This window comes from Nocardia sp. N2S4-5, from assembly GCF_044628355.1.
Lineage (GTDB): Bacteria > Actinomycetota > Actinomycetes > Mycobacteriales > Mycobacteriaceae > Nocardia > Nocardia wallacei_B.
This window is the reverse complement of sequence record NZ_JBIUPM010000001.1, coordinates 3,093,270-3,119,438: the sequence shown is the minus strand read 5'-3', so window position 1 is coordinate 3,119,438 and position 26,169 is coordinate 3,093,270. Positions and strand designations below refer to the sequence as shown.

The 26,169-nt window shown below is 70.0% G+C and carries 31 protein-coding genes and 1 pseudogene; 19 read left to right on the top strand and 13 right to left on the bottom strand.

Going from position 1 to position 26,169, the window contains the following annotated elements:
• Positions 1 to 2: 2 nt before the first annotated feature.
• The gene (gene mscL / locus ACFMRZ_RS14110; protein WP_400179507.1) at positions 3 to 446 is read right to left on the bottom strand and encodes a large conductance mechanosensitive channel protein MscL; all 444 of its coding nucleotides are present in this window, start codon (positions 444 to 446) and stop codon (positions 3 to 5) included.
• Positions 447 to 515: 69 nt separating this feature from the next.
• On the bottom strand, positions 516 to 2,369 hold the full coding sequence (locus ACFMRZ_RS14105) for an APC family permease (RefSeq protein WP_400179506.1): 1,854 nt from the start codon (positions 2,367 to 2,369) through the stop codon (positions 516 to 518).
• Positions 2,370 to 2,510: 141 nt separating this feature from the next.
• Between ACFMRZ_RS14105 and ACFMRZ_RS14100 the strand changes: the two genes are divergently transcribed.
• Positions 2,511 to 3,242, top strand: a complete 732-nt coding sequence (locus tag ACFMRZ_RS14100) for a helix-turn-helix domain-containing protein (RefSeq protein ID WP_400179505.1) — start codon at positions 2,511 to 2,513, stop codon at positions 3,240 to 3,242.
• Here the strand turns inward: ACFMRZ_RS14100 and ACFMRZ_RS14095 are convergent.
• A complete protein-coding gene (locus ACFMRZ_RS14095; RefSeq protein ID WP_280272072.1) occupies positions 3,224 to 3,616 on the bottom strand; it encodes a VOC family protein in 393 nt (130 codons plus the stop codon). The genes ACFMRZ_RS14100 and ACFMRZ_RS14095 overlap by 19 nt on opposite strands.
• Positions 3,617 to 3,773: 157 nt before the next feature.
• Between ACFMRZ_RS14095 and ACFMRZ_RS14090 the strand changes: the two genes are divergently transcribed.
• Positions 3,774 to 4,781 (top strand): AraC family transcriptional regulator ligand-binding domain-containing protein, encoded by a 1,008-nt coding sequence (locus tag ACFMRZ_RS14090; RefSeq protein ID WP_400179504.1) that lies wholly within the window; start codon positions 3,774 to 3,776, stop codon positions 4,779 to 4,781.
• Here ACFMRZ_RS14090 and ACFMRZ_RS14085 read toward each other — a convergent pair.
• From ACFMRZ_RS14085 to ACFMRZ_RS14075, 3 genes are all read right to left on the bottom strand, one after another.
• Complete coding sequence (locus tag ACFMRZ_RS14085) at positions 4,778 to 5,011, bottom strand: hypothetical protein (protein WP_280272074.1); 234 nt, start codon at positions 5,009 to 5,011, stop codon at positions 4,778 to 4,780. The two genes, ACFMRZ_RS14090 and ACFMRZ_RS14085, sit on opposite strands and share 4 nt — an antisense overlap.
• Before the next feature lie 329 nt (positions 5,012 to 5,340).
• Positions 5,341 to 7,044, bottom strand: coding sequence for an AMP-binding protein (locus ACFMRZ_RS14080; RefSeq protein WP_400179503.1), 1,704 nt, complete (start codon positions 7,042 to 7,044; stop codon positions 5,341 to 5,343).
• The gene (locus ACFMRZ_RS14075) at positions 7,041 to 8,708 is read right to left on the bottom strand and encodes an AMP-binding protein (RefSeq protein WP_400179502.1); all 1,668 of its coding nucleotides are present in this window, start codon (positions 8,706 to 8,708) and stop codon (positions 7,041 to 7,043) included. The genes ACFMRZ_RS14080 and ACFMRZ_RS14075 overlap by 4 nt, the downstream gene beginning before the upstream one ends.
• A gap of 58 nt (positions 8,709 to 8,766) precedes the next feature.
• Between ACFMRZ_RS14075 and ACFMRZ_RS14070 the strand changes: the two genes are divergently transcribed.
• Positions 8,767 to 9,609: a response regulator transcription factor gene (locus ACFMRZ_RS14070; protein WP_400179501.1), complete on the top strand. Its 843-nt coding sequence runs from the start codon at positions 8,767 to 8,769 to the stop codon at positions 9,607 to 9,609.
• A gap of 328 nt (positions 9,610 to 9,937) precedes the next feature.
• On the opposite strand, the gene ACFMRZ_RS14065 is transcribed toward ACFMRZ_RS14070, so the two are convergent.
• Together ACFMRZ_RS14065 and ACFMRZ_RS14060 are read right to left on the bottom strand one after the other, a co-directional pair.
• Positions 9,938 to 10,366: a nitroreductase family deazaflavin-dependent oxidoreductase gene (locus ACFMRZ_RS14065; RefSeq protein WP_400179500.1), complete on the bottom strand. Its 429-nt coding sequence runs from the start codon at positions 10,364 to 10,366 to the stop codon at positions 9,938 to 9,940.
• Positions 10,367 to 10,400: 34 nt separating this feature from the next.
• The gene (locus ACFMRZ_RS14060) at positions 10,401 to 10,934 is read right to left on the bottom strand and encodes a YceI family protein (RefSeq protein ID WP_400179499.1); all 534 of its coding nucleotides are present in this window, start codon (positions 10,932 to 10,934) and stop codon (positions 10,401 to 10,403) included.
• A 102-nt stretch (positions 10,935 to 11,036) separates the two neighbouring features.
• Between ACFMRZ_RS14060 and ACFMRZ_RS14055 the strand changes: the two genes are divergently transcribed.
• Positions 11,037 to 11,861, top strand: a complete 825-nt coding sequence (locus tag ACFMRZ_RS14055) for a helix-turn-helix domain-containing protein (protein WP_400179498.1) — start codon at positions 11,037 to 11,039, stop codon at positions 11,859 to 11,861.
• A gap of 55 nt (positions 11,862 to 11,916) precedes the next feature.
• Here ACFMRZ_RS14055 and ACFMRZ_RS14050 read toward each other — a convergent pair whose 3' ends face one another.
• Positions 11,917 to 12,123 carry a CsbD family protein gene (locus ACFMRZ_RS14050; protein WP_280272081.1) on the bottom strand — a complete coding sequence of 69 codons (207 nt, stop codon included), beginning with the start codon at positions 12,121 to 12,123 and terminating at the stop codon, positions 11,917 to 11,919.
• A gap of 170 nt (positions 12,124 to 12,293) precedes the next feature.
• Here ACFMRZ_RS14050 and ACFMRZ_RS14045 point away from each other — a divergent pair, with 170 nt between their 5' ends.
• The 9 genes from ACFMRZ_RS14045 to ACFMRZ_RS14005 all read left to right on the top strand — a co-directional run bounded on the left by ACFMRZ_RS14045 (position 12,294) and on the right by ACFMRZ_RS14005 (position 16,364).
• Positions 12,294 to 12,860, top strand: coding sequence for an RNA polymerase sigma factor (locus tag ACFMRZ_RS14045; protein WP_400179497.1), 567 nt, complete (start codon positions 12,294 to 12,296; stop codon positions 12,858 to 12,860).
• The gene (locus ACFMRZ_RS14040) at positions 12,851 to 13,435 is read left to right on the top strand and encodes an Asp23/Gls24 family envelope stress response protein (RefSeq protein ID WP_400179496.1); all 585 of its coding nucleotides are present in this window, start codon (positions 12,851 to 12,853) and stop codon (positions 13,433 to 13,435) included. Before ACFMRZ_RS14045 ends, ACFMRZ_RS14040 begins: the two co-directional genes overlap by 10 nt.
• Complete coding sequence (locus ACFMRZ_RS14035) at positions 13,432 to 13,803, top strand: Asp23/Gls24 family envelope stress response protein (protein WP_280370727.1); 372 nt, start codon at positions 13,432 to 13,434, stop codon at positions 13,801 to 13,803. The genes ACFMRZ_RS14040 and ACFMRZ_RS14035 overlap by 4 nt, the downstream gene beginning before the upstream one ends.
• The gene (locus ACFMRZ_RS14030; protein ID WP_280273104.1) at positions 13,800 to 14,117 is read left to right on the top strand and encodes a hypothetical protein; all 318 of its coding nucleotides are present in this window, start codon (positions 13,800 to 13,802) and stop codon (positions 14,115 to 14,117) included. The genes ACFMRZ_RS14035 and ACFMRZ_RS14030 overlap by 4 nt, the downstream gene beginning before the upstream one ends.
• 92 nt (positions 14,118 to 14,209) lie before the next feature.
• The gene (locus tag ACFMRZ_RS14025; protein WP_400179495.1) at positions 14,210 to 14,728 is read left to right on the top strand and encodes an Asp23/Gls24 family envelope stress response protein; all 519 of its coding nucleotides are present in this window, start codon (positions 14,210 to 14,212) and stop codon (positions 14,726 to 14,728) included.
• Position 14,729: 1 nt separating this feature from the next.
• The gene (locus tag ACFMRZ_RS14020) at positions 14,730 to 14,918 is read left to right on the top strand and encodes a hypothetical protein (protein WP_280273102.1); all 189 of its coding nucleotides are present in this window, start codon (positions 14,730 to 14,732) and stop codon (positions 14,916 to 14,918) included.
• Positions 14,915 to 15,259: an Asp23/Gls24 family envelope stress response protein gene (locus ACFMRZ_RS14015; RefSeq protein WP_280370723.1), complete on the top strand. Its 345-nt coding sequence runs from the start codon at positions 14,915 to 14,917 to the stop codon at positions 15,257 to 15,259. Before ACFMRZ_RS14020 ends, ACFMRZ_RS14015 begins: the two co-directional genes overlap by 4 nt.
• Positions 15,256 to 15,789, top strand: a complete 534-nt coding sequence (locus ACFMRZ_RS14010; protein ID WP_400179494.1) for a DUF6286 domain-containing protein — start codon at positions 15,256 to 15,258, stop codon at positions 15,787 to 15,789. Before ACFMRZ_RS14015 ends, ACFMRZ_RS14010 begins: the two co-directional genes overlap by 4 nt.
• Positions 15,789 to 16,364, top strand: a complete 576-nt coding sequence (locus ACFMRZ_RS14005; RefSeq protein WP_400179493.1) for an alkaline shock response membrane anchor protein AmaP — start codon at positions 15,789 to 15,791, stop codon at positions 16,362 to 16,364. Before ACFMRZ_RS14010 ends, ACFMRZ_RS14005 begins: the two co-directional genes overlap by 1 nt.
• A 48-nt stretch (positions 16,365 to 16,412) precedes the next feature.
• On the opposite strand, the gene ACFMRZ_RS14000 is transcribed toward ACFMRZ_RS14005, so the two are convergent.
• A complete protein-coding gene (locus ACFMRZ_RS14000; protein WP_280270194.1) occupies positions 16,413 to 16,661 on the bottom strand; it encodes a hypothetical protein in 249 nt (82 codons plus the stop codon).
• A 346-nt stretch (positions 16,662 to 17,007) separates the two neighbouring features.
• Between ACFMRZ_RS14000 and ACFMRZ_RS13995 the strand changes: the two genes are divergently transcribed.
• The 3 genes from ACFMRZ_RS13995 to ACFMRZ_RS13985 are packed head-to-tail and all read left to right on the top strand — an operon-like array spanning position 17,008 to position 18,508.
• A complete protein-coding gene (locus tag ACFMRZ_RS13995; RefSeq protein ID WP_400179492.1) occupies positions 17,008 to 17,331 on the top strand; it encodes an Asp23/Gls24 family envelope stress response protein in 324 nt (107 codons plus the stop codon).
• Complete coding sequence (locus ACFMRZ_RS13990) at positions 17,328 to 17,861, top strand: DUF6286 domain-containing protein (RefSeq protein ID WP_400179491.1); 534 nt, start codon at positions 17,328 to 17,330, stop codon at positions 17,859 to 17,861. Before ACFMRZ_RS13995 ends, ACFMRZ_RS13990 begins: the two co-directional genes overlap by 4 nt.
• The gene (locus ACFMRZ_RS13985) at positions 17,858 to 18,508 is read left to right on the top strand and encodes an alkaline shock response membrane anchor protein AmaP (RefSeq protein ID WP_400179490.1); all 651 of its coding nucleotides are present in this window, start codon (positions 17,858 to 17,860) and stop codon (positions 18,506 to 18,508) included. Before ACFMRZ_RS13990 ends, ACFMRZ_RS13985 begins: the two co-directional genes overlap by 4 nt.
• On the opposite strand, the gene ACFMRZ_RS13980 is transcribed toward ACFMRZ_RS13985, so the two are convergent.
• Complete coding sequence (locus tag ACFMRZ_RS13980) at positions 18,475 to 19,773, bottom strand: D-arabinono-1,4-lactone oxidase (protein ID WP_400179489.1); 1,299 nt, start codon at positions 19,771 to 19,773, stop codon at positions 18,475 to 18,477. The two genes, ACFMRZ_RS13985 and ACFMRZ_RS13980, sit on opposite strands and share 34 nt — an antisense overlap.
• Before the next feature lie 56 nt (positions 19,774 to 19,829).
• Positions 19,830 to 20,504 (bottom strand): TetR/AcrR family transcriptional regulator, encoded by a 675-nt coding sequence (locus ACFMRZ_RS13975; protein WP_280270189.1) that lies wholly within the window; start codon positions 20,502 to 20,504, stop codon positions 19,830 to 19,832.
• Positions 20,505 to 20,620: 116 nt separating this feature from the next.
• Between ACFMRZ_RS13975 and ACFMRZ_RS13970 the strand changes: the two genes are divergently transcribed.
• On the top strand, positions 20,621 to 22,126 hold the full coding sequence (locus tag ACFMRZ_RS13970; protein ID WP_400179488.1) for an MFS transporter: 1,506 nt from the start codon (positions 20,621 to 20,623) through the stop codon (positions 22,124 to 22,126).
• A 99-nt stretch (positions 22,127 to 22,225) separates the two neighbouring features.
• Here the strand turns inward: ACFMRZ_RS13970 and ACFMRZ_RS13965 are convergent, their stop codons facing one another.
• Positions 22,226 to 23,464, bottom strand: coding sequence for a lipase family protein (locus ACFMRZ_RS13965; protein ID WP_400179487.1), 1,239 nt, complete (start codon positions 23,462 to 23,464; stop codon positions 22,226 to 22,228).
• Positions 23,465 to 24,222: 758 nt separating this feature from the next.
• Here ACFMRZ_RS13965 and ACFMRZ_RS13960 point away from each other — a divergent pair.
• The gene (locus tag ACFMRZ_RS13960; protein ID WP_280270186.1) at positions 24,223 to 24,354 is read left to right on the top strand and encodes a hypothetical protein; all 132 of its coding nucleotides are present in this window, start codon (positions 24,223 to 24,225) and stop codon (positions 24,352 to 24,354) included.
• A gap of 163 nt (positions 24,355 to 24,517) precedes the next feature.
• Positions 24,518 to 26,153 (top strand): annotated as a pseudogene (gene pgm / locus ACFMRZ_RS13955) (phosphoglucomutase (alpha-D-glucose-1,6-bisphosphate-dependent)).
• Positions 26,154 to 26,169 lie beyond the last annotated feature (16 nt).

The following is a 26,169-nucleotide window of genomic DNA, read 5'->3' as shown; positions in this document are numbered from 1 at the left end:
GTTCAGTCCACCGTCGACCGGACCGCCTTGTCCATCAGCCGCACGGTCTCCGGTGCCTGCGGCTGTTTCGCCTGCGCCCGCAGCAGATCCCGGATCTCGACGAGCAGTTCGGTCTGAGTGGGTTCGGCCGTCTTCTTGCCGCCGAAACGCTTCTTGAGATGGTTCATCGGCATGATCAGCACGAAGTACAGCACCGCCGCGACCATCACGAAATCGAGCGCGGCGCTGATGATCGGCCCGACCGCGATGAAGGTCGCGGGCTTGCCGGGGACCAGCTGCACACCCAGGCCCAGCTGGCTGTTACTGCCCAGCACCGCCAGGAGCGGCTCCACGACTCCCTTGGTGACCGACTTGACGATCGCGGTGAACGCCGTACCCATCACGACCGCGACCGCCAGGTCGATGACGTTTCCGCGCATCACGAAGTCTTTGAAACCTTTGAGCATGGCGCCGTGCAACCCCAATCCGAACAGTCGACGTGTATCGCGGCGGAGTCTAACGATCGGCGGGCGATGTCAATCGAGGTGGATGGTGATGGTCGCGGCGATCGCGTCGGTGTGCCGGTCCAGTGCCTCGGCGATGATCGGGGCGCGCTGGTTGTGCAGGATCCGATACCGCCGCCGGCGCGGTTCGATACGCGGCAGCAGCACCACCACCTGCAGGTCCGGTGCGGTGAGCCGGCGGGCGTAGTCGACGATCGGCTCGACCATGCCGTGCCGCGGGCTGGGCAGCACCTCCAGTTCCAGCCCGGGATCCCAGGAACGCCACTGGTCGACCAGCCGGGCGGTGGTCACCGGATCGATGTCCACCGCGATCGGACGTACCTGCTCGCCCAGGCTCAGCGCGGCGTCCAGCGCCCGGCGGGTGAGCCCGCTGACCGCGACCACCGGCACGACCACCACCGTGCGCCGCGCCGGATCGCGCCGCGGCGCCGGTATCGCCGTGCCCATCCCCAGTTCCGCGGCCACCTCGCGGTAGTAGTGCTCGGTGCGGTCGAACAGCAGCATGAGCGCGGGCACCAGGAACAGCAGCAGCCAAGCGCCGTCGGTGAACCGCTCCAGGAAGAACACCACGGCGGCCAGTGCCGTGAGCATCGCGCCGAACCCGTTGAGCAGCACCTTCCAGCCCCAGTACCGCCCGTGCTCGCGGACCCACCGGCGTACCAGACCGGTCTGGCTGATCGTGAATCCGAGGAACACCCCGATGGCGTAGAGCGGCAGCAGATGATCGACGCGAGCATCGACGAGGATCAGCACCAGCCCCGCCAGCACGCCCAGCGCCGCCACCCCGAACCGGTACACCGGCCGCTCGGCGCGCAGGGCGAACAGGTGCGGCATCCGGTGATCCTCGGCGAGGCGGCTCAGCAGCACCGGCAGTCCGCCGTAACTGGTGTTCGCCGCCAGCCCCAGCGCCCCGGCGACGGTCACGTTGGCCACCGCGAACAGCACCCCGGTCCCGAAGGCCGCCGCCGCGAGTTGTGCCAGCAGGGTCACCCCGTCGCGGGGCAGAACCTCGTGCGTCGCAATCACTTTCGCGATGCCGAGCAGCAGCACGCCGAGCAGCAGGCCGAGCGCGACCTCGGTGTGCTGCGCGCGGCGCACGGCGGGCGTCCGGAACGCGGGCACACTGTTGGCGACGACTTCCACCCCGGTCACCGACGACCCGCCCGCCGAGAAGGCCTTCAGCAGGAGCAGCGGGCCGATCACGCCGGGCGCCTCGTGGAACACCGACGGCGTGCCGATCGTGGCGACCGGCTCCGCCCGCAGCAGACCGACCACGATGATCGCGCCGATCACCACGATGTAGAGCGCGGCCGGCGCCAGCAGCACCTTCGCGGATTCGGCGATGCCGACCAGGTTCACGGCCGTGAGCGCCGCCAGCGCGATCAGCTCGGTCGCCAGCAGATGGTCGGCGATCAGCGGGAAGAGGCTGCCCAGCGCGGCCGCCCCGGCGGCCAGGGCCACCGCCACCGTCAGCACATAGTCGATCACCAGTGCGGCCGCCGCGAGCAGGCTCACCGGGCGCCGGAACTCCCGCTGGGCCACCGCGTAGGAACCGCCGCCGTCCGGGAACTCCGCGACCACCTGCCGGTAGGAGGCGACCAGCACCAGCAGCAGTACGGCGATCGCCACCGCGACCGGCACCGTGTAGCGCACGGCCGCCGCGCCCGCGGTGACCAGCACCGACACGATGGCCTCGGGCCCGTAGGCGATGCTGGACAGCGCGTCCAGTGACAGCGCGGCCACGCCGCCGAGGGCCGTGAGCCGGTAGGCATCGCCGCGATGGTGGCGGCGCAGGCGGCGATCGCGGATCCCGTAGCCGCGGGCGGGTGCGTCCGGGCCGCGGGGGTGCGGAGCCCTGCGGATCACGGGCGGGGCGCGGGTCGATCCACGGACGGGTCTCCTTCGACTGCTGAACAGGGCAGGGTGGAGCTGTGGCCGGTCTCAGGTTACGGCCGAACGACCTCGGCACCGGCGTTCGTGTCGGCGTGGCGCGCTAGTCTCGGGCGAGTGGAGACCCGTCCGCCGCCGGCCTACCGCGAGCGCCCGTCGACCGCCGTCGGGGGCGCGGTGGTGTGGTCTCGGACCATGGGCCTTGGCGAGGAGACGCCGGTGCTCCCGGACGGTTGCATGGACGTGCTGTGGACGGGGGAGCGGCTGCTGGTCGCCGGGCCGGACACCCGTGGATACGTCCCGCCGGGCGCGGCCGGGACGAGGATCGCCGGTATCAGATTCTTTCCCGGCACCGCGCCCGCGCTGCTCGGCGTGCCCGCCCACGAACTCGTCGACAGTCGAGCGCCCTTGACGGATCTGTGGCCCGCCGCCGAGGTGCGCGCGCTGACCGCACTGATCGCCGCCGCGCCCGATCCGCTGACGGGGCTCGAACACCTGGCCCGCCGCCGAGTCACCGCCGTCGACGCCGCCGACCCGGTGTTCGCGCGCATTGTGCGGCGGCTGGCGGCCGGGTCCACGGTCGCGGCGACAGCCGACGAATTGGGCCTCGGCGCCCGCCGGTTGCATCGAATGTCATTGTCGGCGTTCGGCTACGGACCCAAGATGCTCGCGCGGGTGCTGCGCCTGCAGCGCGCGCTGACCCTGGCCCGCACCGGAATTCCGTTCGCGGAGACGGCCTTCCGCGCCGGTTACGCCGATCAGGCGCACCTGGCGCGCGAGGTCCGGGAGCTGGCCGGAAAGCCGCTGGGGCAGCTGGTCTCCCGCGCCGATCAGGACAGCGGCGCGTAGAGGTCGACGCTGTTGCCGTCCGGGTCGTGCACGGTGGCGTAGCGCTGGCCCCAGAAGGCGTCGAACGGCTTCAGCTCGCCGTGATATCCGGCGCCGGTCAGCTCGGCGTAGAGCGCGTCCACCGCGCCCGGCGAATCGCACTCGAACGCCAGGCCGAGACGGCCGGCCTCGCCCCGCAGATTCGCGACGGCGTCCGGGGCGAACGAGCGGATGTTCTCGTCGGTATCGAGCGTCAGCCGGAACCCGCCCGGCAGCGTCGCCTCCACGTGGCCGCCGAGGTCCTCGCCGAATTCCAGGCCGAGGCGGCGGTAGAAGGCGAGTGCGGCCGCCAGGTCGGACACGATCACACCGATCACATTCAGTCGAACAGTCATATTCGCACCGTAGAACGCGCGGCGGGCATGGTCTTGAACGAATCGGACAGCGTGTCCGCGGCCACATATGATTCGATTTCCGGGAGCGAAACGGCCTGTGCGATATAGCGTTTGTGTATAAGAAACTTGCTTGTGGAGCCACCGGGCAGGAGGGGCGTTGGGGACGGATCAGACACTGCTGCATCGCTTCGTGCTGTCGCAGCTCACCGCGGCCGGAGCGGACCGCGATCGAATGCTGCGCGAATGCGGCGTCCCGGAGTGGACGCTGACCGGGTCGGGCGTACAGGTACCCAGTGACACCTTCTCGCGATTATGGGAGGTGGGTGAACGCGCGCTGGACGATCCGAGTGTGGCTCTGCACGTCGCGAGCAGATACCGGCTGCCCGCCCTGCGGCTGTACGACTATCTGTTCTCCAGCGCGCCCACCCTCGGCGCCGGCCTGGCCACCTGCGGCCCGTACGTCACGGCGGTCACCACCAACCACCGCTTCGACCTGATCGCCGAGAACGACGACGAGACCAGCCTGTACATCGACATGATCGACGGCGAGGGCCGCGGCCGCGACCACACCCAGCTGTGGGGACTGGTGGCCGTGCTGACCCGGGCTCGCCAGGTCGTCGACGCGCCCTTGCATCCGATCCGGGTGGCGTTGCGGCAGGACGCGCCGCGCGACGTGCGGCCCTTCGTCGAGGTGTTCGGCACCGCCGCGATCGAGTTCCGCGGCCCGGTGGACGCGATGACATTCTGCGCGACCGATATGGAATTACCCCTCACCACAGCCGATCCCGTGCTGGCGGAGGTGCTGGAGCCGCTGGCCGCCGCGCTGCCCCCGCCGCCACCGCTCGAGACGGCTTGGCCGGAACGGGTCGCCGCGGCGCTGGCGCGGGCGTTCGAGGAGGGCGAGGTCTCGCTGGAGTGGGTCGCGCGCCGCATGGCGATCAGCCCGCGGACGCTGCAACGCCGCCTGGCCGAGGCGGGAACGACCTGGCGACTGGAATTGGACCGGGCCCGGCTGGCCCGGGCCGCCGCGGCGGGCCCGGTGAGCCGGGAACGGCAGGCGGAGCTACTCGGCTACGCCGACGCGGGCTCGATGCGCCGCGCGGCGCGCCGGTGGTCGATGGTCGCGCGCTCGGGCCACCTCGACGAATTCGATCGCCAGTCCTAGAACCGCAGGTTGCTGGCGGCGATGTTCCAGAACGTGCTGCGGTCCAGCGAGCGGAGATCCCAACTCTCGGCGATCGCGTGCGAGGCGCTCACGATGGCCTGGACGTCGAAGTCGTCACGCGTTGCGGTGCCCTTCGCCTCCAACTCCGCGATCACGTACTCCGTCGCGGTCTCGAGGGTGTTCAACACGGTGTTCTCCAATCGGTCGTAGGTGTACGTACGGTCGATCACGGATCGTGTTGCCGCGGTGAGGGACCGCGGCGTGCACCGAACCGACACCACGTGGGCGGTCCCTGTCGTCCTGGCCTGGTGCTCCTGGTGGAGGGGTGAAGCACCCCGCGAACGACAGGCACCGGTGCCACGCGGCGGGCACGGTGCCAGTTTTGCGCCTCCCCTCAGGTATGACCAGCACCGAACACGCCACACTCGGGCAAACGCGCCAATTTCCGTCGGCCGTGACGCAATCGATGCTGTTCCGTCCGGCGAGTTGCGGTGCACCGGCGAGCCCGTGACCGGACCGTCGGCCGGTCGACGAGCGAATGCGGTGCAACACGCGAGCGTTACCCGGATGCCGGGGGCAGCAGATCCTCGTAGCGGTACTCGGTGTCGATCGGCGTGCCCGCGGCGTGCGCGGCCTCCTCGCGCCGGCGCAGTTCCACCCGGCGGATCTTGCCGGAGATGGTCTTGGGCAACTCGGCGAATTCGACCCGGCGCACCCGCAGATACGGGGCCAGCTGGTCGCGGGCGTAGGCCAGGACCGCCCGCGCGGTGTCGGCATCGGGTTCCCAGCCGGCCGCCAGCGCCACGTACGCCTTGGGCACGGCGAGCCGAGTGTCGTCCGGTTGCGGGACCACCGCGGCCTCCACGACCGCCGGGTGCTCGATGAGCACGCTCTCCAGTTCGAACGGCGACACCTTGTAGTCGGAGGACTTGAACACGTCGTCGGTGCGCCCGATGTAGGTGATGTAGCCGTCGGCGTCGCGGGTGGCGACATCGCCGGTGTGGTAGTAGCCGCCCGCCATGGCGTCGGCGTTGCGTTGCGGGTCGTCCAGGTAGCCGGTCATCAGATTCACCGGTTCCGCGGCGAGGTCCAGGCAGATCTCGCCCTCGTCGGCCACCGTGCCGGAGATCGGGTCGACCAGCACCACGGGAACGCCGGGGGCGGGCCGTCCCATCGAGCCCGGTTTGACCGGCTGTCCGGGGGTGTTGCCGACCTGCAGGGTGGTCTCGGTCTGGCCGAAACCGTCGCGGATCGTGAGGCCCCACGCCTTCTCGACCCGCGCGATCACGTCGGGGTTCAGCGGTTCCCCGGCGCCCAGTACCTCGCGCAGGCCCGCGGGCCGCTCCCCGAGATCCGCCTGGATCAGCATGCGCCACACCGTCGGTGGCGCACAGAAGGTGTTCACCCCGGCCCGGTTCAGCTGCGCGAGCAGTGCGGCGGCGTCGAAGCGGCCGTAGTTGTAGACGAAGATGGTGGCCTCGGCGATCCACGGCGCGAACAGGCAACTCCACGCGTGTTTGGCCCAGCCGGGCGCACTGATCGCCAGGTGCACGTCGCCGGGGCGCACGCCGATCCAGTACATGGTGCTGAGGTGGCCGACCGGATAGCTGATCTGGCTGTGCTGCACCATCTTCGGCTTGCTGGTGGTGCCCGAGGTGAAGTACACCAGCAGTTCGTCGGTGACGTCGGTGACCGCCTCGAACGGGCCCGCCGCACGCACGTCGCCGGAGTCGGTGTAACTGTGCCAGCCGGACGCGGGCGCACCGACGACGATGCCGGTGTACTCGCCGTCCACCTGCTCGAACTTCGCCGTGTCGGCGGTGTTGGCGATCACGAAACGCACGGCGCCCCTGGCGATCCGGTCGCTCAGGTCGGCCGGGCCCAGCGCCGCGGTGGTCGGCATGACAACCGCTCCGAGCTTGGCGATCGCCAGCATGGATTCCCACAGCTCGACCTGGTTGCCCAGCATCACGATCACCCGATCGCCTTGGCGCACACCGATGTCGGCGAGCCAGGTCGCGACCTGGTCGGAGCGGCGGGCCAGCGCGTCGAAACTCACCCGCTGTTCACGCCCGTCCTCCTCGACGATCCACAGCGCGGTGCGGTCGTTGCCGCGGGCGATCACATCGAACCAGTCCGTGGCCCAGTTGAATCTGCCTGTCAGCAGCGGCCATTCGAACAGCTTGCGGGCCGAGTCGTAGTCGGTCGCGGTGCCCAGCAGGCGGTCGCGGGCGGCGCGGTACAACTCGGTGTTGGTGGTCATGCCGATTCTCCTGTTCTGTCGATATCGGGGCCGAACAGCCGCGTGGAGATCTCGCGCATCTCGACCTTGCGGATCTTGCCGGTGACGGTCATCGGGAATTCCTCGACGACGTGTACGTAGCGGGGAATCTTGAAATGCGCGAGCTGCCCGGAACAGAACTCGCGCAGCGCCGCGGCGTCCAGGGCGGGTGCGCCCTCACGCAACCGGATCCAGGCTACGAGTTCCTCGCCGAATCTCGGGTCGGGCACGCCGACCACCTGGGCGTCGAGGATGTCGGGGTGGGTGTAGAGGAACTCCTCGATCTCGCGGGGGTAGATGTTCTCCCCGCCGCGGATGACCATGTCCTTGCTGCGGCCGGTGATCGCGACGTAGCCGTCGTCGTCCATGGTCGCCAGGTCGCCGGTGTGCATCCAGCGGCCGGAATCGATGGCGGCGGCGGTCTTCTCGGGATCGTTCCAGTACCCGAGCATCACCGAGTAGCCGCGGGTGCACAGTTCGCCGGGCTCGCCGCGCGGCACGGTCAGCCCGGTCGCGGGGTCGATGATCTTGATCTCCAGATGCGGGCCGACCCGGCCCACGGTCGCCGTGCGCTGGGTGAGGGTGTCGTCGCGGCGGGTCTGGGTGGATACGGGGGATGTTTCCGTCATGCCGTAGCAGATGCTGACCTCGCTCATCCCCATCCGCTCGATCACCTGCTTCATCACCTCGACCGGGCAGGGCGATCCCGCCATGATGCCGGTGCGCAGTGTGGACAGGTCGTAGGTGTCGAAACCGGGCTCGGCGAGTTCGGCGATGAACATCGTCGGCACCCCGTACAGCGACGTACAGCCCTCGGCCGCAACGGTTTCCAAGGTCGCGCGCGGATCGAACGCCGGGGCCGGGATCACCATCGCCGCGCCGTGGCTGGTGGCGGCGAGATTGCCCATCACCATGCCGAAGCAGTGATAGAACGGGACCGGCAGGCATATCCGGTCGGCCTCGGTATAGCCGCACAGCTCGCCGACGAAGTAGCCGTTGTTGAGGATGTTGTGGTGGGAGAGCGTGGCGCCCTTGGGGAAACCGGTGGTGCCGGAGGTGTATTGGATGTTGATCGGGTCGTCGGGGGAGAGCGCGGCCTGCGCCGCCGCCAGCTCGGCCGGATCGCCGGCCCGGCCGCGATCCAGCAGTGCGGACCAGTCGGGGCCGTCCAGCAGCACCACGTGGTCCAGGTCGGGGCAGTCGGGGCGGACCTCGTCGATCATCGCAGCGTAGTCCGAGGTCTTGAACTCCCGGGCGGCCACGAGCACCCGGGCGCCCGCCTGCCGCAGCACGTAGCGCAGTTCGTGCGCGCGATAGGCGGGGTTGATGTTCACCAGGATCGCGCCGATCCGCGCGGTCGCGTACTGCACCAGCGTCCACTCCGCGCGATTCGGCGCCCAGATGCCGACCCGATCACCCTTGTCGACGCCGGTCGCGAGCAGACCGAGCGCGACCGCGTCCACCTCCGTGGCGAACTGCCGATAGGTCCACCGCACATCGCCGGCGCGGTCGACGAGCGCGAGCCGATCGCCGTGGATCGCCACGGTGCGATCGAGGTTGGCTCCGATCGTGTCGCCCAGCAGCGGCACCTTCCATGCTCCATGCGTATAACTGGCCTGCTGGATCCGGCCCGTTGTCGAACTCACGGGAATTAGGATCCAGGTCACATTCCCCCGCCCACTACCCCCGGAAAGGGGTACCGAGATGGAACTGCTGCGACCCCGCGATGCCGACGCGCTGCGCGCCGAACTGCGGCGGGTCGCGGTCGACTCGCGGATGCCGGTGGTGTTCGGCGGCCAGGTGCACGGGGAGACGCTGATTCTCTCGGAGTTCTTCGGCACCCGCACCGCCGCCATGCGCGGGCTGGCGGTCTCGCCGTCGTCGGGGGTCGGGGGCGCGGCGGTGTCGAGCAGGCGGCCCACCTCCGTCGCGGACTACCGGATCGCCTCCACCATCACCCACCACTACGACGCCCCGGTGCTGACCGAAGGCTTGCGGGCCGTGGTCGGGGTGCCGGTCGTGGTCGGCGGCGAATCGCGGGCCGTGCTGTACATCGCCAGCCGCGACGCCGGGCCGATCGGTGGCCGCGCGGCCGAGTTGGCGGTGCAGGCCGGTCGGCGGCTGGCCGTGGAGCTGGCGATACGCGACGAGGTGGACCGGCGGTTGCGGTTGCGCGAGGCGGCGATCGCTCCGACGACGGACGCCGTTGTCGCCGAACAGCTTCGCGACATCCATGCCGAGGTGCGCGGCATCGCCCAGACCGTCACCGACCCCACCGCCCGCACTCGATTACGTGAGCTGTCCGAACGTCTGGCCCGGCTCGTGTCCGGCCCCGAAATCCCCAACGATGCACCGGCACTGGCGCCCCGCGAGCTGGACGTACTCACCCATGTCGCGCTCGGGTGCAGCAATGCCGAAGCAGCACAACGTCTTTCACTCCGGACGGAAACGGTCAAGAGCTATTTGCGCAGCGCCATGGTGAAACTGGGCGCCCACACCCGCCACGAAGCTGTGGTGCGGGCGCGCCGGGCAGGCCTGCTGCCGTGAGGGGTGGTCGCGCGCCGCGTTCGATCCCCCGGAATGCCCCTGGCCCGCGCTCCAGGGAGCACGGGCCAGGGATGTAGTGCTGCCGCAGGGTTGTTGTGCTGCCGCAGGGATGTTGTGCTGCCGCAGGGATGTTGTGCCGCCGCAAGGATGTTGTGCCGCCGCAGGGTTGTGCTGCGGCACGGTTGTTCTGTCGCGGCAGGGTTGTTGTGCTACCGCACGGTTGCTGTGCTGCGGCAGAGTTGTTGTGCTGCCGCAGGTTTGCTGTGCGGTGGCACGGTTGTTCCGCTGTGGCGCGGTTGTTGTTGCGCCGCAGCGAGTTTGGCGGAGGTCAGGCGCGGCGGAGAGCGAGGACCGGGATGGTGCGGATGCCCGCGGTCTTTTCGGAGTAGCCGGCGAAGCCTGGGTAGCGGCCGGCCTGTTCGGCGTAGATTCGGTCTCGGTCCGGGCCGGTGATCTCCTGGACGGTGACGTCGTAGCGTTCCGTGCCGCGCTCGACGGTTGCGGAGCCGGCCGCGGTGAGGTTGTAGTACCAGTCCGGGTTCGTGGGAGCGCCTCCCTTGGAGGCGAACACGTAGATGAGGTCCGGGTCCTGCTCGTCGGCCAGGTACATCATCGGGCTGACCGATTCGCGCCCGGACTTGCGGCCGCGATGGTGCACCAGCAGCATCGGGGCGCCCTCGAACTGGCCGCCCACCCGGCCCTCGTTGGCGCGGAACTCGGCGATGATGTTGCTGTTCCAATCGTTGGCAGTGCTCATCGGACTCCCTTCGCGGAACGGACCGGGACCAGTCCTACGGCTCGATGAGCTGGATGTCCAGCTCGATGGCGATCTTGTCGCTGAGCATAGCCGTCGGTACCGCCGTGGCGACGTCGAACTCGCTGCGCTTGAGGGTGCCGGTCGCGGCGAATCCGGCGTGGCGCTTGTTGTCGGGCGCCTCCTGCACGCCGCCCCACTCGACCTCGAGGGCGATGGGCTTGGTCACGCCACCGAGCGTCACCTCACCGGTGACCTCGAAGTCCTCGGCCACCCGCACCGGCTCGACGACCTTGAAGTGCAGGGTCGGCCGCTTCTCGACGTCCAGCAGGTCGGCGCTGCGGACGTGCTCGTCACGCTGGGCGTTGCCGGTGTCGAACGAGTCGAGGTAGACGGTGGCCTCGATGGCGGCCGTGCCCGCCTCGTCGACGACGAAACCGGTCTCGAAGGAGTTGAAGCGGCCGCGGACCTTGGAGATCCCCAGGTGGCGGACGGTGAAGTTGACCGATGAGTGGGCGGCGTCGAGCTCCCAGGCGCCGGCCTTCAGGGTGGTGTTCGTAGAAGTCGTCATGTCCACCATCATTTCCGGACCGCGGTCCGTTTGTCCACGCCGCCGCTATCCTGGTACTGCCAGGGCGCGGATAACGCAGCCGGGATCGGACAGGATGGTGGCGTGGCACAGTCGGAATTCGGCGAATTTCTCATCGCTCGGCGCGCGCGGTTGCAGCCGGAGGACGTCGGCCTGCCCGCGGGTCGCCGCCGCCGCACGCCGGGCCTGCGCCGTGAGGAGGTCGCCGCCCTGGCCGGGGTGAGCGTCGACTATCTGGCTCGCCTCGAGCAAGGCCGGGATACCAATCCCTCCATGGCGGTCCTCGGTGCGCTGTCCGAGGCATTGCAGCTCAACGAGGTCGAACGCCACCATTTCGGCAAGCTGGCCTTCGGCCTCGAACACGCGGCCGGCGGCTGCCCGTCGCCCGGCCGGGCGGAGGACCAGGTCTCCGAAACGCTGCAGGCGGTCCTCGACGCGCTGCACCCGACTCCCGCCGTGGTGCTCGGCCGGTGGCAGAACATCCTCGCCGGCAACGCCGCCTGGCGCGATTTCGCCGAGCCGCTCGGCGTCTACGACGACGGGATCGACGGCAATCTCGCGCGGTACGTGTTCGCCCATCCGGCCGCGTCGCAGCGCTGGCGCGACTGGCCGGTCGCCGCCGACATGATGATCTCCGCATTGCGGGCGGCGCGTTCGGTCTGGCCCGACGAGCAGGGGCTCGGGTCGTTGATCACCGAACTGCAGGGCCGACCGGAGTTCGCCTGCCGCTGGCGCGAGCACATGGTGGGTGAATTCCGCACGGGCACTGTGCATCTCGACCATCCCCAACGCGGCGAGATCGAGGTCGAGATCGAGACCCTCAACCCGGCCGCCGATCAGACCATTCAGGTCTGGCTGGTCGGTCGCCGCCAGGCCCACGCCCCCGGCTTGCGGCTGGTGAACGAGTAGCCCCGGTTCCCGCCCGCAGTCGCCTGCTGTGGCGAACTGCGGGCGAACTCGAGTTCTACTTCCCGAACCGGTCCCGCAACTTGTTCACGGCGTCGCCGACGGCGGCCTTCACATCGTCGGCGGCCTGCTTCACGCCGGCCTCGGCCTGATCGGTCCTGCCCTCGTCGCGTAGCTTGTCATCGCCGGTGACCTGCCCGGCAGCTTGCTTCGCCTTGCCGCTCAGGTCGTCGACGGTGTGGGCGAACTTGTCGTTGGCGGACATCACGAACCTCCGTTGTCTCATGAGTGCGGCGCCGATCGGCGCACATGTTCAAGACCGTGCCGACGCGGTATTCCTCACTCGGCAACCTGTGAGACAACGATCACGGATAATTCCTCGTGACGATTCCCGCTCGCGTGTGTCGATCGAGGGAGCAGCGGAGGAGGTGTTGTGTGAGCACGACGGCTACCGCACCCGAGGCGGCGCTGGACGACGCGACCCTCGCCGGTCGGGCGCGCGACGGCGATGTCCGGGCCTACGAGCAACTGGTGCTGCGCTATCAGGGGCCCATGTTCCGGCTCGCGGCGAAGATGCTGGCCGACCGCGGCGAGGCGGAGGACGTCACCCAGGAGGTGTTCCTGAACGCGTGGCGCAGAGTCGGCCAGCTCCAGGACGACTCGGCGTTCGCGGGCTGGCTGTACCGGATGACCACCAACCGCTGCCTGAACGTCATCAGATCCCGGCAGCCGTCCGCCGACGTCGACCCGGACACCACCGCCTCGCCCCGCACCGACACCCACCCGGAGCACGCGGCGCAGGTCAACAGCCAGCTGGCCGCCCTCACCGCGGCGCTGCAGCGGCTGACGCCCGAGCAGCGGGCCTGCTGGCTGCTGCGCGAGGTACACGGGCGGTCCTACGACGAGATCGCCGAGATCGTCGGCACCAACGGCACCGCGGTCCGCGGCCGGATCGCCCGGGCCCGAGCACAATTGGCGGAGGTGATGAAGCCATGGCGGTAGGCCAGACCACCGACAGCGACTACCTGCTTCCCTGCGGACGCGGCCTGGAACAGGTGTGGGAGCGGCTGGACGCGGTCGATGCCGGACTCGCCGACGAGCACGAACAGACCTGCCCGCACTGCGCCGCGGCCCGCGAGAGCCTACTCATGCTGCGCGGCGCGACCCGCGAACTGGTCGAGGAACCGGATCCGCCACCGCCGGACCTGTTCGGCCGCATCATGTCCGCCGTGCGCACCGAGGTGCGCCGGGGCCGGACCGTGGACCTGCCCACCCCGCATCCGGGCTCGATCGAGGTCAGCGAGCAGGCGGTGGCGGTGGTGCTGCGCTACGCGGCCGACACCGTGGACGGCGTGCGGGCCCGCGGCTGCACCGTGCGCTCGACCGGACCGGGGTCTGACGGCGCCACCGTCGTCGAGGTGGAGATGACCATCTCGGTGCGTGCCGACGGCCGCAGCCTCGGCGAGGTCGTCCCGCAGGTGCGCGAGCGGGTGCGGGCGGCGGCCTCGGCGCGCATCGGCCTGATCCTGCAACGACTCGACATCTCGGTCGTCGACATCTACGAGGAGGACCGGTGAGTACCACGGCCACCGAAACGGTCGTCGCCGACGCGGTGATCGCCGGGGTCGCCGCCCGCGCCGCGGCCTCCGTGCCCGGCGTGCTGCGGCTAGAACCCGGCGTACTCGGCCTGGTCGGGCAGCTGGCCCGCTCGGGTCTGCAACTGCTGACCCGGCAGGAATCGGCGCCCTCGGGCGGCGTACGGGTCCGCCGCGCGGGTGAGTGGCTGAAGATCCACGTGGATCTCACGATCGCGGCCGGCGGCCACGTCGGCGAGGTCGCCAGAACCGTGCAGCGCGAGATCGCCCGTGTGGTGAACGAGCAGACCGGCGTCCCCGTGGACGAGGTCTCGGTCTGTGTTCTCGACATCGAACCGGGGCGCTCGTGACAGCGGAGGGAGAGCTGATCGATGACATCGTCGGCGCGATCGACACGGTGGACGGACTACGACCCGCGACCCCGCCGGTGCCGCAGAACGCGACCTGGCTCCCGCTCGCGGGCAACCGATACGCGGTCGATCTCGGCTCGGCGGTGGTGGAGGTCCGCGTCGTGGCCACCGCGCTGCCGCTGCCGCCGCTGGTCGACAAGGTCGCCGCCGCGATCCGGCCGCTGCTCGAGAACACCGAGTGGGCGCGGGCGAGACTGCGCGTGGTAGTCGCGGATCTGACCGCCGAGGCGGTCGGCGACATCGCGGTTACCTAGCTCACACACAGCGGCCGTGACGAACTGCGCGGCCTCGTGTCTTACCGATGAAAGGTCGTTATCCGCTGTAACGCAAGGGAATCGGAGGAATCATGACGAGCACGGCAACCGATAAGCCGGCCGGTAACCCCGGAAATGCCAAGTCCGACAACTCGAATACGCCCGCCAAGGCCGACCGCAACGCCACCGGCCGCCCGGACGCGCTGGTGACCGATCAGGGCACCACCACCATCGCCGACACCGTCGTGCAGAAGATCGCCGGGCTGGCCGCCCGCGAGGTCCGCGGCGTGCACGAACTGGGCGGCGGCGCGGCCCGCGCGTTCGGCGCGCTGCGCGATCGCATCCCGGGCGCGTCCGCCAGTGTGGGACAGGGTGTTTCGGTCGAGGTCGGGGAGCGGCAGGCCGCCGTCGATTTGGATCTGGTCGTCGAATACGGCGTCGCCATCGCCGAATTGGCGCGAGTGGTCCGGCGCAATGTCATCACGGCCATCGAGCAGATGACCGGCCTCGAGGTCGTCGAGGTCAACCTCAATGTCAACGATGTCTACATCGAGGGCGACGACGACGCCGATCAGCAGCAGCAACCGCCGAGCCGGGATCGGGTGCAGTGACATGAGCGCCACCACGATCTGCCTGATGTGCGGCCTGGCTCTCGGGTTCGCCGCGGCCTTCGGCGGTTTCGGCGCGTTCTTCGTCGTGCTGGTGTTCGGCGGGCTGGGCCTGCTGATCGGGCGCTGGCTCGACGGCGACGTCGATCTGGCCGGGCTGGTGCGATCGGCGCAGGATCGGAGCCGCCGATGACCGCCGCCACGGCATCCCCCGGCGCGCCGCCGCGCGAGATGGAAACGCGCGGCGTCACCGTGGTGGGGGAGCGGGCGGTGCGGCGGATCGCGGCCCGCGCCGCCCGCGAGGTGGCCGGGGTGGAGTCGGACGTGCAGGTGACCGCGCGTGTCGTCGGGGACGCGACGGTCCTGCGCGTGCGGTTGCCGATCCGCTACCCGCTGCCCGTCGCCCGGATCACCGACGCCTGCCGGGCCCACCTGATCGAACGCACCCGCGAACTGTCGGGACTGGCGGTGCCGCGGGTGGACATCGAGGTGTCGGCGCTGCCGACCGACGCCGAACCGGGGCGGGTCCGATGAGGCGCCGGCCGCGCCGGGTGATCCCGGCCGTCGTGGTGGCGCTGGCGCTGGTCGCGGTGTGCGTGCTGGTCGCCGTGTCGGCGATACAGAAGCTCAGCGACACAAAGGAACTCGTCTCCTACGACAGCGTGGCGACGCGCCTGCACGACACCACGTGGGGCAGCGCCTGGGTGCTCGGCGGCGGCATCACCATCGCGATGCTCGGGTTGTTGCTGCTCGCGGTGGCGCTGTGGCCGGGACGGCCCGTCGTGCTGCCGCTGGAATCGACGGAGGGTGTGGACGCGGGGATCACCCGGCGCAGCCTGCGCGCCGCCGTCCGGGACGCGACCGACTCGGTCGACGGTCTGGAATCGTCACGGGTTCGACTGGGACGCAAGAAGATCCGGGTGAAGGCGCGCACCCGTCGGCCCGAATCGGAGGTCGGTTCCGCGGTGCGCGCGGCGATCGATGAACGCCTGGCGCTGGTGGGTCCCCGCACGCCGCATACGGTGCGTACCCGGGTGCGCACGGTACGGACAGGAGAAGCCTGATGAGTACGGTCAACCGCCCCGCCCGGCTGAATCGGACGCTGCTGGCACTGATCGGCCTGGCGCTGGTCGCCGCCGGCGCCTACGCCATCGTCGCCTGGACCGGCCGACTGAGCTGGGCGGACCCGGATACCACCCTCGTCCCCGGCACCGCCGCGCCGCCGCGCTGGGTGCTGATCGTGGTCGCGGTGGGCGCGGTGCTGATCGGCCTGGCCGCGCTGCGGTGGCTGGCGGCGCAGGCCGCCCGGCTGCCGCGGCGGACTATGTGGCGGATCGGCGCCACCGATGCCGCGGGAACCACGGTGCTCGATTCCGGCGTCGCGGCCGCGCCGGTGGTCGCCGATGTCGAGTCCTATCCGCAGGTTCGCTCGGCCGCCGCGCGACTGTCCGGACCCGCTGCCGCGCCGGAACTGCACCTGGTGGTGACCGCCGAACCGGATACCGACCTGGCGGCGCTGCGCAAACACATTCTCGGCCATGCGGTGGCCCGGCTGCGCGAGGCGCTCGAGGCCGAAATCGTCCCGGTGACACTGGAATTGCGCCTGGCCGATCGCGGTCGGCTCGCCCGCGCCCGCTGACGCGGATCGGCTCGCGACGAGACCGTCGCGAGCCGATGTCACCGGTTCCTACTTGCCCAGCCTCTCCTTCGTCTGGCGGGCCGCGTCCTGCATGTCGTCGCGGTCGACGCGGGCGTCGCGTCGCGCCGCGGCATTCATGCCGTCGCCCTCGCGCTTCATGCCCGAACCCATCCGGTCCGGGTCGCGCCGCATGTCGTCGGGCATGCGTTCCGCGTCGCGCCGGGAGCGATTCTTCATGGACTTCTTGCCCTTGTCGGCAACCTGGCCGGGTTTTCGGCCGGTGGAGCGATCAGACATCCGAACCTCCGTTGTCGGTAGGTCTCACGTCCGAATTGCGAGAATGGACGAGATGCTCGTCCGTCGTGCCGTACAGCGTTGCCCGGCCCCGTTCGAGCGGGTGTGCCGCGACAACCTATTCAGCTCAGCAATCATCTGGACAACGATTGCGCTCCCCATCGTGCCCACTTCCCGGGGGCGATGTCAATCAAAAATTTCCTCCCGAACCGCTGTGAGCTGGTATGTCTCCTTCAGGTGCCGTCGTGGCCGGGCCGCCCGGCGCGTACACCGGCTTCCGCGCGAACGAGCGGTTAGTGTTGCGCTATCACCGGGGAATCGAGCTGACCACACCGAACCGGGAGGAAGCATGACGAGCACGGTGACCGCGATCGAGCCCGCCACGGCGCCGCCCGTGCCGGCCGCGGAGATCGACGCCGCGGCCGTGCGGCGAGTGGTGATCGACGCGGCTCGGGAGATCACCGGCGTCGCGCCCGGCGTCGAGGCGCGGGCCAGGTTCTCCCGGGGCGCGGCGGTGCTGTCGTTGCGATTGCCGATCCACTATCCGATGCCGATCTGGCAGGTCGCCACCGTCTGCCGCGCGCACGTGCTGCGCCGCATGCGGGAGCGCACGGGAGTGCCGGTGCGGCGGTTGGACATCGACGTGGCGGAACTACCGGGGAGAGCACGGTGAGGCGGCGGCCGAGCCGTGCGGCGCCGGCCGCGGTGCTGGCGGTCGTACTGCTGGCGGTGTGCGTGATCGTCGTGCTGTCGCTGGTCCAACGGCTCACCGGGGCAAGGGAACTCGTCGTATGGGACGGCGTCGAGAACCGGTTGCGCGAGACGGCCTGGACCGATATGTCGGTGGCGTGGTTCGGAGTCGCGGCGACACTGGTGGGCATCGTGCTGCTGGGGCTGGCGGTACTGCCGGGTCGTCCGGTGGTGGTGCCGCTCACCGCCGACGACGGTATCGCGGCCGGAGTGACCCGGCGCGGCCTGCGCACCGCGTTGCGGGCAGCGGCACAGTCGGTCGAGGGCGTGCACTCCGCCCGAGTCACCCTGCGGCGCAAGACGGTTCGTGTGGCTGTCCGCACGCCCCGGGCACATCCCGCCGAACTCACGGCGGCCGTCCGCGCCGCGGTCGACGAGCGCATCGGCCGCATCGGCACACGCACGTCGCCGCGAATCTCGTTGCGCCTGCGCCACACCGGGAGCATGCGGTGACCGCCGGAGAGCGGGTGGCGCTCGCCGCGAGCGGCACGGTGGGATTCGCTGCGCGCGGTGAGAGCATCCGCCGCCGACCGCCCGCGGCGGTGAATCGCACCGTGCTCGGGGTGGCGGGCGTGGTGGCCACGGCCGTCGGAGCCGTCGCTCTGGCGGTCCACTACGGACGGCTGGGCTGGGTGGACGCGGCTTCGCCGGTACTGTCGGACCGAACCCATTCGCCCACATGGCTGCTGTGGGTCATCGTCGCCGTGGCGAGCGTGCTTGGCCTGGCCTGCCTGCGCTGGGCCACCGCGCAGGTGACCCGGATGCCACAGCCGGTGCGCTGGCGGGCCCGCACTCCGGAAACCGGCGATCGGACCGCCCTGACCGCCACGACCGTGGCCCGGCCCGTTTCGACCGACCTGGAAGGCTACGACGGGGTGCGCTCCGCCGCGGCCTGGGTGTCCGGGCCCGGCCGCGCCCCGGAGCTGTACCTGGTGGTGACCGCCGAACCCGACGCCGATATCGGTGCGCTGCGTGCCCGCGTCCTCGACCACGCCGTGCCCCGCTTGCGTCAGGCGCTCGAGGTCGAAACCATCCCGGTCACAATGGAATTGCGGTTCGCGAAGCCTCAGTCGACGGGACCGAGCACCCGCTCGACGTAGGCGTTGGTGAAGCGGCCCTTCGGGTCGAACCGGCGGCGGACCTCCTGGAACCGATCCCACTCCGGATAGCGCGGCCGCAGCGTCCGCGCGGTCTGGAAGTGCCGCTTGCCCCAGTGCGGCCGCCCGCCGTACTTGTCGAAAACCGCCTCGCACGCACGGAAATACGGCTCGTAGGCCATGCCGCGGTACTGATGTACGGCGATGTAGCAGGTGTCGCGGCCACCGGCCGGGGACAGGAAGGCGTCGTCCGGCGCCACCCAGCGCACCTCGATGGGCATCGGGGTGTCGAAACGCTGGGACAGCTCCTTGATCTCGCGGATCGCGGGCACCGAGTGCTCGCGCGGTATCGCGTACTCCATCTCGGTGAAGCGAATGAGCCTGGGGGAGGCGAACACTCGATAGGAGCGGTCCACCTGGCGGCGATAACTACCCGCGTAGGCGGCGCCGCGCTGCACCCACGGAATCAGTTGCGGCCGGCGACGGCAGAGCCGGGCCAGCGCGTCGAACGTGTGGTTGGAGACCAGGATGTCGGCGAACCAGTCGACGGCCTTGCCGCGCGGCTGCTCGGGCAACTCCACGCGGTTGTTGCGCTTGGTCATCGCCAGCGGGCTGTGCGCGAACATGTAGAACTCGAAATGCTCGTTGCTGTCGATGTATTCGTCGAGATCGGCGAGTACATCGGTGACCGGCACCGGGCGTTCGACCCCCTCCAGCACGAACGACGGCACCAGTTCCAACGTCACGGCCGTCACCACGCCGAGCGCGCCGACGTGCACCCGCGCCGCGCGCCAGCCGTCGGGGTCGCTCTGTTCGTCCAGTTCCACCCGGCTGCCGTCGGCGAGCATCAATTCGACCGAATGCAGTGCGGCGGAAAGGTTTTGCAAGGTCGCCCCGGTCCCGTGCGTGGCGGTGGCGGTGGCTCCGGCGATGGTCTGCACATTGATGTCGCCCAGGTTCGGGAACGCCAGGCCCAGCGGGTGCAGGGCCGCGCTCAGCGCGTTGAGTGTGGCCCCGGCCTCCACCCGGACCAGCCCGGCGGCACGGTCCACGTGCAGGATGCGGTCCAGCTTCGACAGGTTCAGCAGCATGCCGTCGGTGAGCACGGCGTCGGTGAACGAGTGACCGGCCCCGGCCACGCGCACGGTCTGTCCTGCGGCCTCGGCGCGTTGCAATAGCTCGGCCACGTCCTCGGGGGAGCCGGGCGCCGCCGTCGCGGCGGGCGCGCACTGCTGGTCGCCGGCCCAATTCACCCAAGAGTTGGTCATGCGTCCAACTTTAGGGCATGCGCTGTGACGGGCGCTACTGGACGCGAATTCCCGGCCTAGCGGCGTCGGCAGGCGAAGGTACGCGCCTTGGCCTGGTCCACCTCGTCGTCGCGCAGGGGCGGGACGGGCAGGGGCTGGCGCGGAACCGTATCGGCGCGCACCCCGTCCAGCGCGATCGCCAGGTATCGCCGCCAGACCTGATCGTTCACCGGCTTGGAGAAGGCGGCGATCGATTCGACCATGTTGATAATCGCGAAGAAGTCCGGCGCCTCGATGCCCGGACGCAGCACGCCCGCGGCGTGGGCACGGTCGACCAGCCGCCCGATCTGCGGCTTGATCCGATCGCGGACGGACTCGAAACGCTCCATCGCGTCGGGCAGTTCGAGCATCACCTCGCTGAATCCGCGATTGCCGGCGAAATGCTCACACGCCCACTCGAACAACTCCACCACCGCGGCCCAGGGATCCGGGTTGCGGTTGGCGCGTTCGGTGGCCTCGGCCATGGCCGCGACGGTCTGCTCGAAGACCTCGATGATCAGTTCCTGCTTGTTCGCGAAGCGCCGGTACACCGTGCCCACCCCGACCCCCGCCGCCTCGGCGACATCGTCCAGAGTGACCTCCAGTCCGCGCTCGGCGAAGAGTCTGCGCGCGGCCTCGACGATCCGCTGCTGGTTGCGGGCGGCGTCGGCGCGCAGACGCCGAGGTGCGGACATGGTGGTGGTGCGATTCACACAGTCATGCTAGCAAGCATCGGGATTAAGTGGAGGCATTCTCTCCGTTATGGTGGTAGCTTTCATACCAAGCGGAGGAACGACCTCCGCATACGGTCACCGGACTAAGGGGCTCCATGACTACCGCGATCGACCTGGAAAAGGATGCGGCGACTCGGTCGCCGAACGCGGGCCGCCGCGGCTCGCATGCGTTGCGCTGGTGGGTGCTCGCCGTGCTCGGCGTCGCCCAGCTGATGGTCGTGCTCGACGCGACCGTCGTCAACATCGCGCTGCCGGAGGCGCAGCGCGATCTCGGTTTCTCCAACGGTGACCGCCAGTGGGTCGTCACCGGATACGCGCTGGCCTTCGGCAGCCTGCTGTTGCTCGGCGGGCGGCTGAGCGATCTGTTCGGGCGGCGCAACACCTTCATCACCGGCCTGGTCGGCTTCGCGGTCGCCTCGGCCATCGGCGGTGCGGCCACCGGATTCGAGATGCTGGTGGCGGCGCGTGTGGCGCAGGGCGTGTTCGGCGCGCTGCTGGCGCCCGCGGCGCTGTCGCTGCTGACGGTGACCTTCACGCAACCGGCCGAGCGGGCCAAGGCCTTCGGCATCTTCGGCGCCGTCGCCGGTACCGGTGGCGCGCTCGGGCTGCTGCTGGGCGGCGCGCTCACCGAGTGGGCGTCGTGGCGCTGGGTGATGTACGTGAACCTGATCTTCGCCGCGATCGCGCTCGTCGGCGCGGTGCTGCTGCTGGCCAAGCACGTGACCACCGAGCGGCCCAAGCTCGACATCCCCGGCACCGCCGTGGTGACCGTCGCGCTGTTCGGCATCGTGTACGGCTTCTCGCACGCCGAGTCGCACGGCTGGTCCAACGGCGTCACACTGGCGTTCCTGATCGGCGGCGCCGCGCTGCTGGGGGTGTTCGGCTGGCTGGAGACCCGGGTCGCGCACCCGCTGCTGCCGCTGCGCATCGTGCTCGACCGCACCCGCGGTGGCGCCTACCTGACGGTGTTCGTCATGGGCATCGGGATGTTCGCGATCTTCCTGTTCCTGACCTACTACATGCAGTTGACGCTGGGCTACTCGCCGATCGTGACCGGTGTGGCGTTCCTGCCGATGGTGGCGGGCATGGTGGCCTCGTCCACGACCGTGCCGTCGCTGCTGCTGCCGAAGCTGGGACCGAAGGTCACCGTGGCGGGCGGCTTCCTGATCGCCGCCGTCGGCATGGGGTGGCTGACGCAGATCGGTCTGGACACCGGCTACGCCACGCACATCCTGCCGGCGTTGATCCTGATGGGTCTGGGCCTCGGTGGTTCGATGTCGACCGCGTTCCAGGGCTCGACCGCGGGCGTGCACCACGACGACGCGGGCGTCGCGTCGGCCATGGTGAACACCAGCCAGCAGGTGGGTGGCTCGATCGGCACCGCGCTGCTGAGCACCATCGCCTCCTCGGCCGCCGCGAACTACATGTCCACCCGGCAGGGCGGTAACCCGCTCGACGTCGCGCAGTCGATGATCGAGAGCTACACCACCAGCTTCTGGTGGGCGACGGCGATCTTCCTGGTCGGCGCGGTCCTGGCCGCGGTGATCATGCCGAACTCGGTCCCCGCCCCCGCGGAGGGCGAGCCGGTGATCGTGCACTGAGAGCCGTTGCGCCACAACTGAATCGAACAACTCCGTGCCCCAGTCGGCTGTCCGGCTGGGGCACGGTGCGCTGTGGACGTCGCCGTCTCTGCCGACCCTTCAGCAGTTACTGGGCGCCGGAACCCCGGCGAAGCGGTCCGCGAGGTAGCCGAAGGCGTTGGCGGAGCCCGGGGCAATGGCCGCGGTGTGGTCCGCGCCGGGGATGATGTCGAACCGCACGGGGGTGCCGGCGGCGCAGTAGCGGCCCGCCACCTCGCGTGCGAGCCAAGGGTTCACGACATCCGACCCGCCGTGCCACTGGTAGACCGGGGTGCGCGGGACGCCCGGGTAGGTCTCCAGGCTGTTCTCGTGCAGCACGCCGATCTGGGCGCCGCTGACATCGTCCACGCCGCCGGTGAAATAGTCGGAGAAGCTGCGGTTGGCCGCGGCGCCGATGATCTCGTCGGTGCACGCGTCGGCGATGCGATCGCGCAGCTCGCGGCCCGCCGGAGTCATCCGTTCGTCCAGCGACATCACGTCGGGATACTCGCGTTCCAATCCGTTCGCGGCGGCGAAACCCAAGCCGAACAGGGGATTCGGGGCCGCGCCCACGTCCAGGGCGAGCTTTCCGATATTCACCGGGACCCCGCCCATGGCGGCGCCGACGATCGGCAGTTCGGGCGCGTACTCGGGAGCCAGCGCGGCCGCGAAGCCCGTCGCCATGCCACCGCCCGAATAACACGCGAGTCCCACGGGGCTGCCGGCCAGCCCGGCGGGAGCGAAGCGCTGCACCGCGCGGACCCCGTCCAGGGTCAGCCGCCCGCCGAGACGGGCCGCTCCGTAGGCGCCGGCCGGTCCGAGATGATCGGGCACCGCCACGGCCCAACCCCGCGCCAGCAGCAGATTCAGCGCCGGCGCCTCCCGCAGGCCGCCGTCGAACAGGCTGTGCGAGGGCGCGCACCGCAGTCCCAGCGAATTCACGAACGGCTGATACGACACCAGCGGACGAGCGCCACCGCCACCGGGAACCAGCAACGTCGTCACCGCCGCGATCGGCGCGCCCGCGGAATTCGTGGACCGGTAGACCAACTGCCACGCCGTCGCGCCCGGAAACCCGGGCGCGGGCACGCTACGACTGCGCACCACATCGCCGGGCTGATACGACCCGATATCCGGCGGAGCCCAATAAAAGGAATCGGGCTCAGCGACCGGATACACGGCCGCCGCCACAGTCCCCACCCCCAAAGTTCCCACCACGATCGCCAGTACCCCGAGAACAGCCGCGAGCCGAAACAATCGTCGTCGCGTGGTTTCTTCCGGAGCGGACAGGAGGTGTTCTTGCTGTCGGGCGAGCGCCATCGTTGCTCCCTGGTGTTCCGATGGGGTGAATCGGCGGAGGCGGGGCGCGCGCCGACCGGACCGTGCCTGATGTCAGTGCTGGATCACGCCCGGTCGTGCGTCGAGCGGCCCGCTTGCCGGAGGGCGTGCCGCTTCGAATGGGATGGGCGAGGGCAAATATTGGGCAAGCGAATTGGGTAGTGCTATTACAGCAGTCCGGCGCGCTCCGGAGGTGCTGCCGCGCCGGATCCGATGCCCGGAGACCGCTCCGGGCATCCGGTGCTGCGGTGCGAAATGCGAGTTCGTGCTCAGTAGATGGGGCGCTCGTGGCACCCGGCGACGCACGCGACCCGGCGGTACGGATTATCGGCCGATGACCGGGCGGGTCGCCGCGTAGGGGTCGCTGCGGGATCGCTGGCGGTTAGCATGGTTCGGCAGGTGTCGGACGCGGGCAGGAGGTTGGCCAGGTGGATTCGTGGACCGGCAGCCGAGTGGGCGGAGTCGCCGGTGGAACCGGGCGGCGCGCCGCGTGCGGGCAGGTTCGGCGGCACGAGTCTTTGCCCGCCACAAGCGAATCCGATAGGCTGGACAACTCTTGTGCCGGGTGGTTTCCCCCTCGTCGGCAGGCGTCGGCGAGGTTCGTAAACTGCTCGAATCGGATGCGTCGGCGAGTCGGCGCGCGCGGGCCCACGGGGGCCGCGGGTCGCGCTGGGTGAGGTCGTGCTCGGGGTCGGCGCGACGGGATGAACGACGAGACGGCACGACGATTGGGGGCAGTGATGAGCGAGGCACCGACGATTCCGGTGGTGCGGACCGTCACGGAAGCCGCTGCCTGGCAGCCCGATCCGCGCATCACCGCGACGGTGGCGTCGTCTCCGGGGCAGGTGTGCGATTACGGGGTGAGCCGATGACGCCGCCGCCGGTCCGCCGCCCGCAACGCGCCGGGCGTCCGGCCGCTCGTTCGGTGTCGGTGCCGTTCGCTACCGTATTCCTCCTGGGCAAGCAGTGGGTGCGGCCATGATCGTGATGACCAGCCCCAGCCGGACGGCACCGATACGGAAAGGAGGCTCGAGCATGGCTCATGATCGAGCCGGGCGACCGGCGCGGGCCTCCGATCTCGAAGATCTTCCGCATCTCGTCACGGCGTACTACAGCTGCATCCCCGACCCGTCGGATCCGGCGCAGCTGGTGCAGTTCGGCACCTCCGGCCATCGCGGCTCGAGCCTGGACTGCGCGTTCAACGAGGCCCACATCCTGGCCATCACACAGGCCATCGTCGAGTACCGCGCCACCCGCGGCATCACGGGCCCGGTGTATCTGGCCCGCGACACGCACGCGCTCTCCGAGCCGGCCTGGAGCACGGCGCTGGAGGTGCTGGCCGCCAACGAGGTCACCGCGATCGTCGACGCCCGCGGCCGCTACACACCCACGCCGGCGCTCAGTCACGCGGTGCTGCGGCACAATCGGGGCGGCACCCGGCACCAGGCCGACGGCATCGTCGTCACCCCGTCGCACAATCCGCCGCGCGACGGCGGCTTCAAATACAACCCCCCGCACGGCGGCCCGGCCGACACGGTCGCGACCGACGCCATCGCCGACCGCGCCAACGAACTGCTGCGCGGCGGCCTCGCGGGAGTCAAGCGCACTACGCTGCGGCATGCCCTGGACACGAGCGTCGAGAGTTACGACTATCTCGACCACTACATCGCCGACCTGCCCAACGTGCTGAACCTGGATGCGGTGCGCGGCGCGGGCATTCGCCTGGGCGCCGACCCGATGGGCGGGGCCAGCGTCGACTACTGGGAGGAGATCGGGCAGCGCTACGACCTCGAAGCTCGAGGTCGTCAACCCGTTCGTCGACCCCACCTGGCGGTTCATGACGCTGGACAGCGACGGCAAGATCCGCATGGACCCCTCCTCGCGGTACGCCATGGCCTCGCTCGTCGCCATCCGCGACGACTACGACATCTCCACCGGCAACGACGCCGACGCCGACCGGCACGGCGTGGTGACTCCCGATGCGGGCCTGATGAATCCGAACCACTTCCTCGCGGTGGCCATCGAGTACCTGATCGCCAACCGGATGGGCTGGGACGCGCTGACCAAGATCGGCAAGACGGTGGTGACGTCCTCGATGATCGACCGGGTGGTGAGCGTGCTGGGCCGGCAGGTGCACGAGGTGCCGGTCGGGTTCAAGTGGTTCGTGCCCGGATTGTTCAGCGGCTCTTTGGCTTTCGGCGGCGAGGAGAGCGCCGGCGCGTCCTTCCTGCGAATGGACGGCACGGTGTGGTCCACCGACAAGGACGGCATCCTGCTGGCGCTGCTGGCCGCGGAGATCACCGCGGTGACGGGCCAGAGCCCGTCCGCCCGCTACGCCGAACTGGAGAAGCGTTACGGCAGTCCGGCATACGCGCGCATCGACGCCACCGCCACCGCGCAGCAGAAATCACGACTGGCCGCGCTGACCCCCGACGACATCAGCGCCACCGAGGTGGCGGGTGAGCCGATCACGGGCATCCAGACCCGCGCCCGGGGAAACGGCGCGGCGCTCGGCGGCGTCAAGGTGACCACGGAGAACGCCTGGTTCGCGGCGCGTCCGTCCGGCACCGAGGACAAGTACAAGATCTACGCCGAGTCCTTCGAGGGGCCCGAGCATCTGGCGCAGGTACAGGCCGCCGCCGAGGACGTGGTGGGCCGGGCGCTCGGCTGAGCCGAGCGCCGCGCGG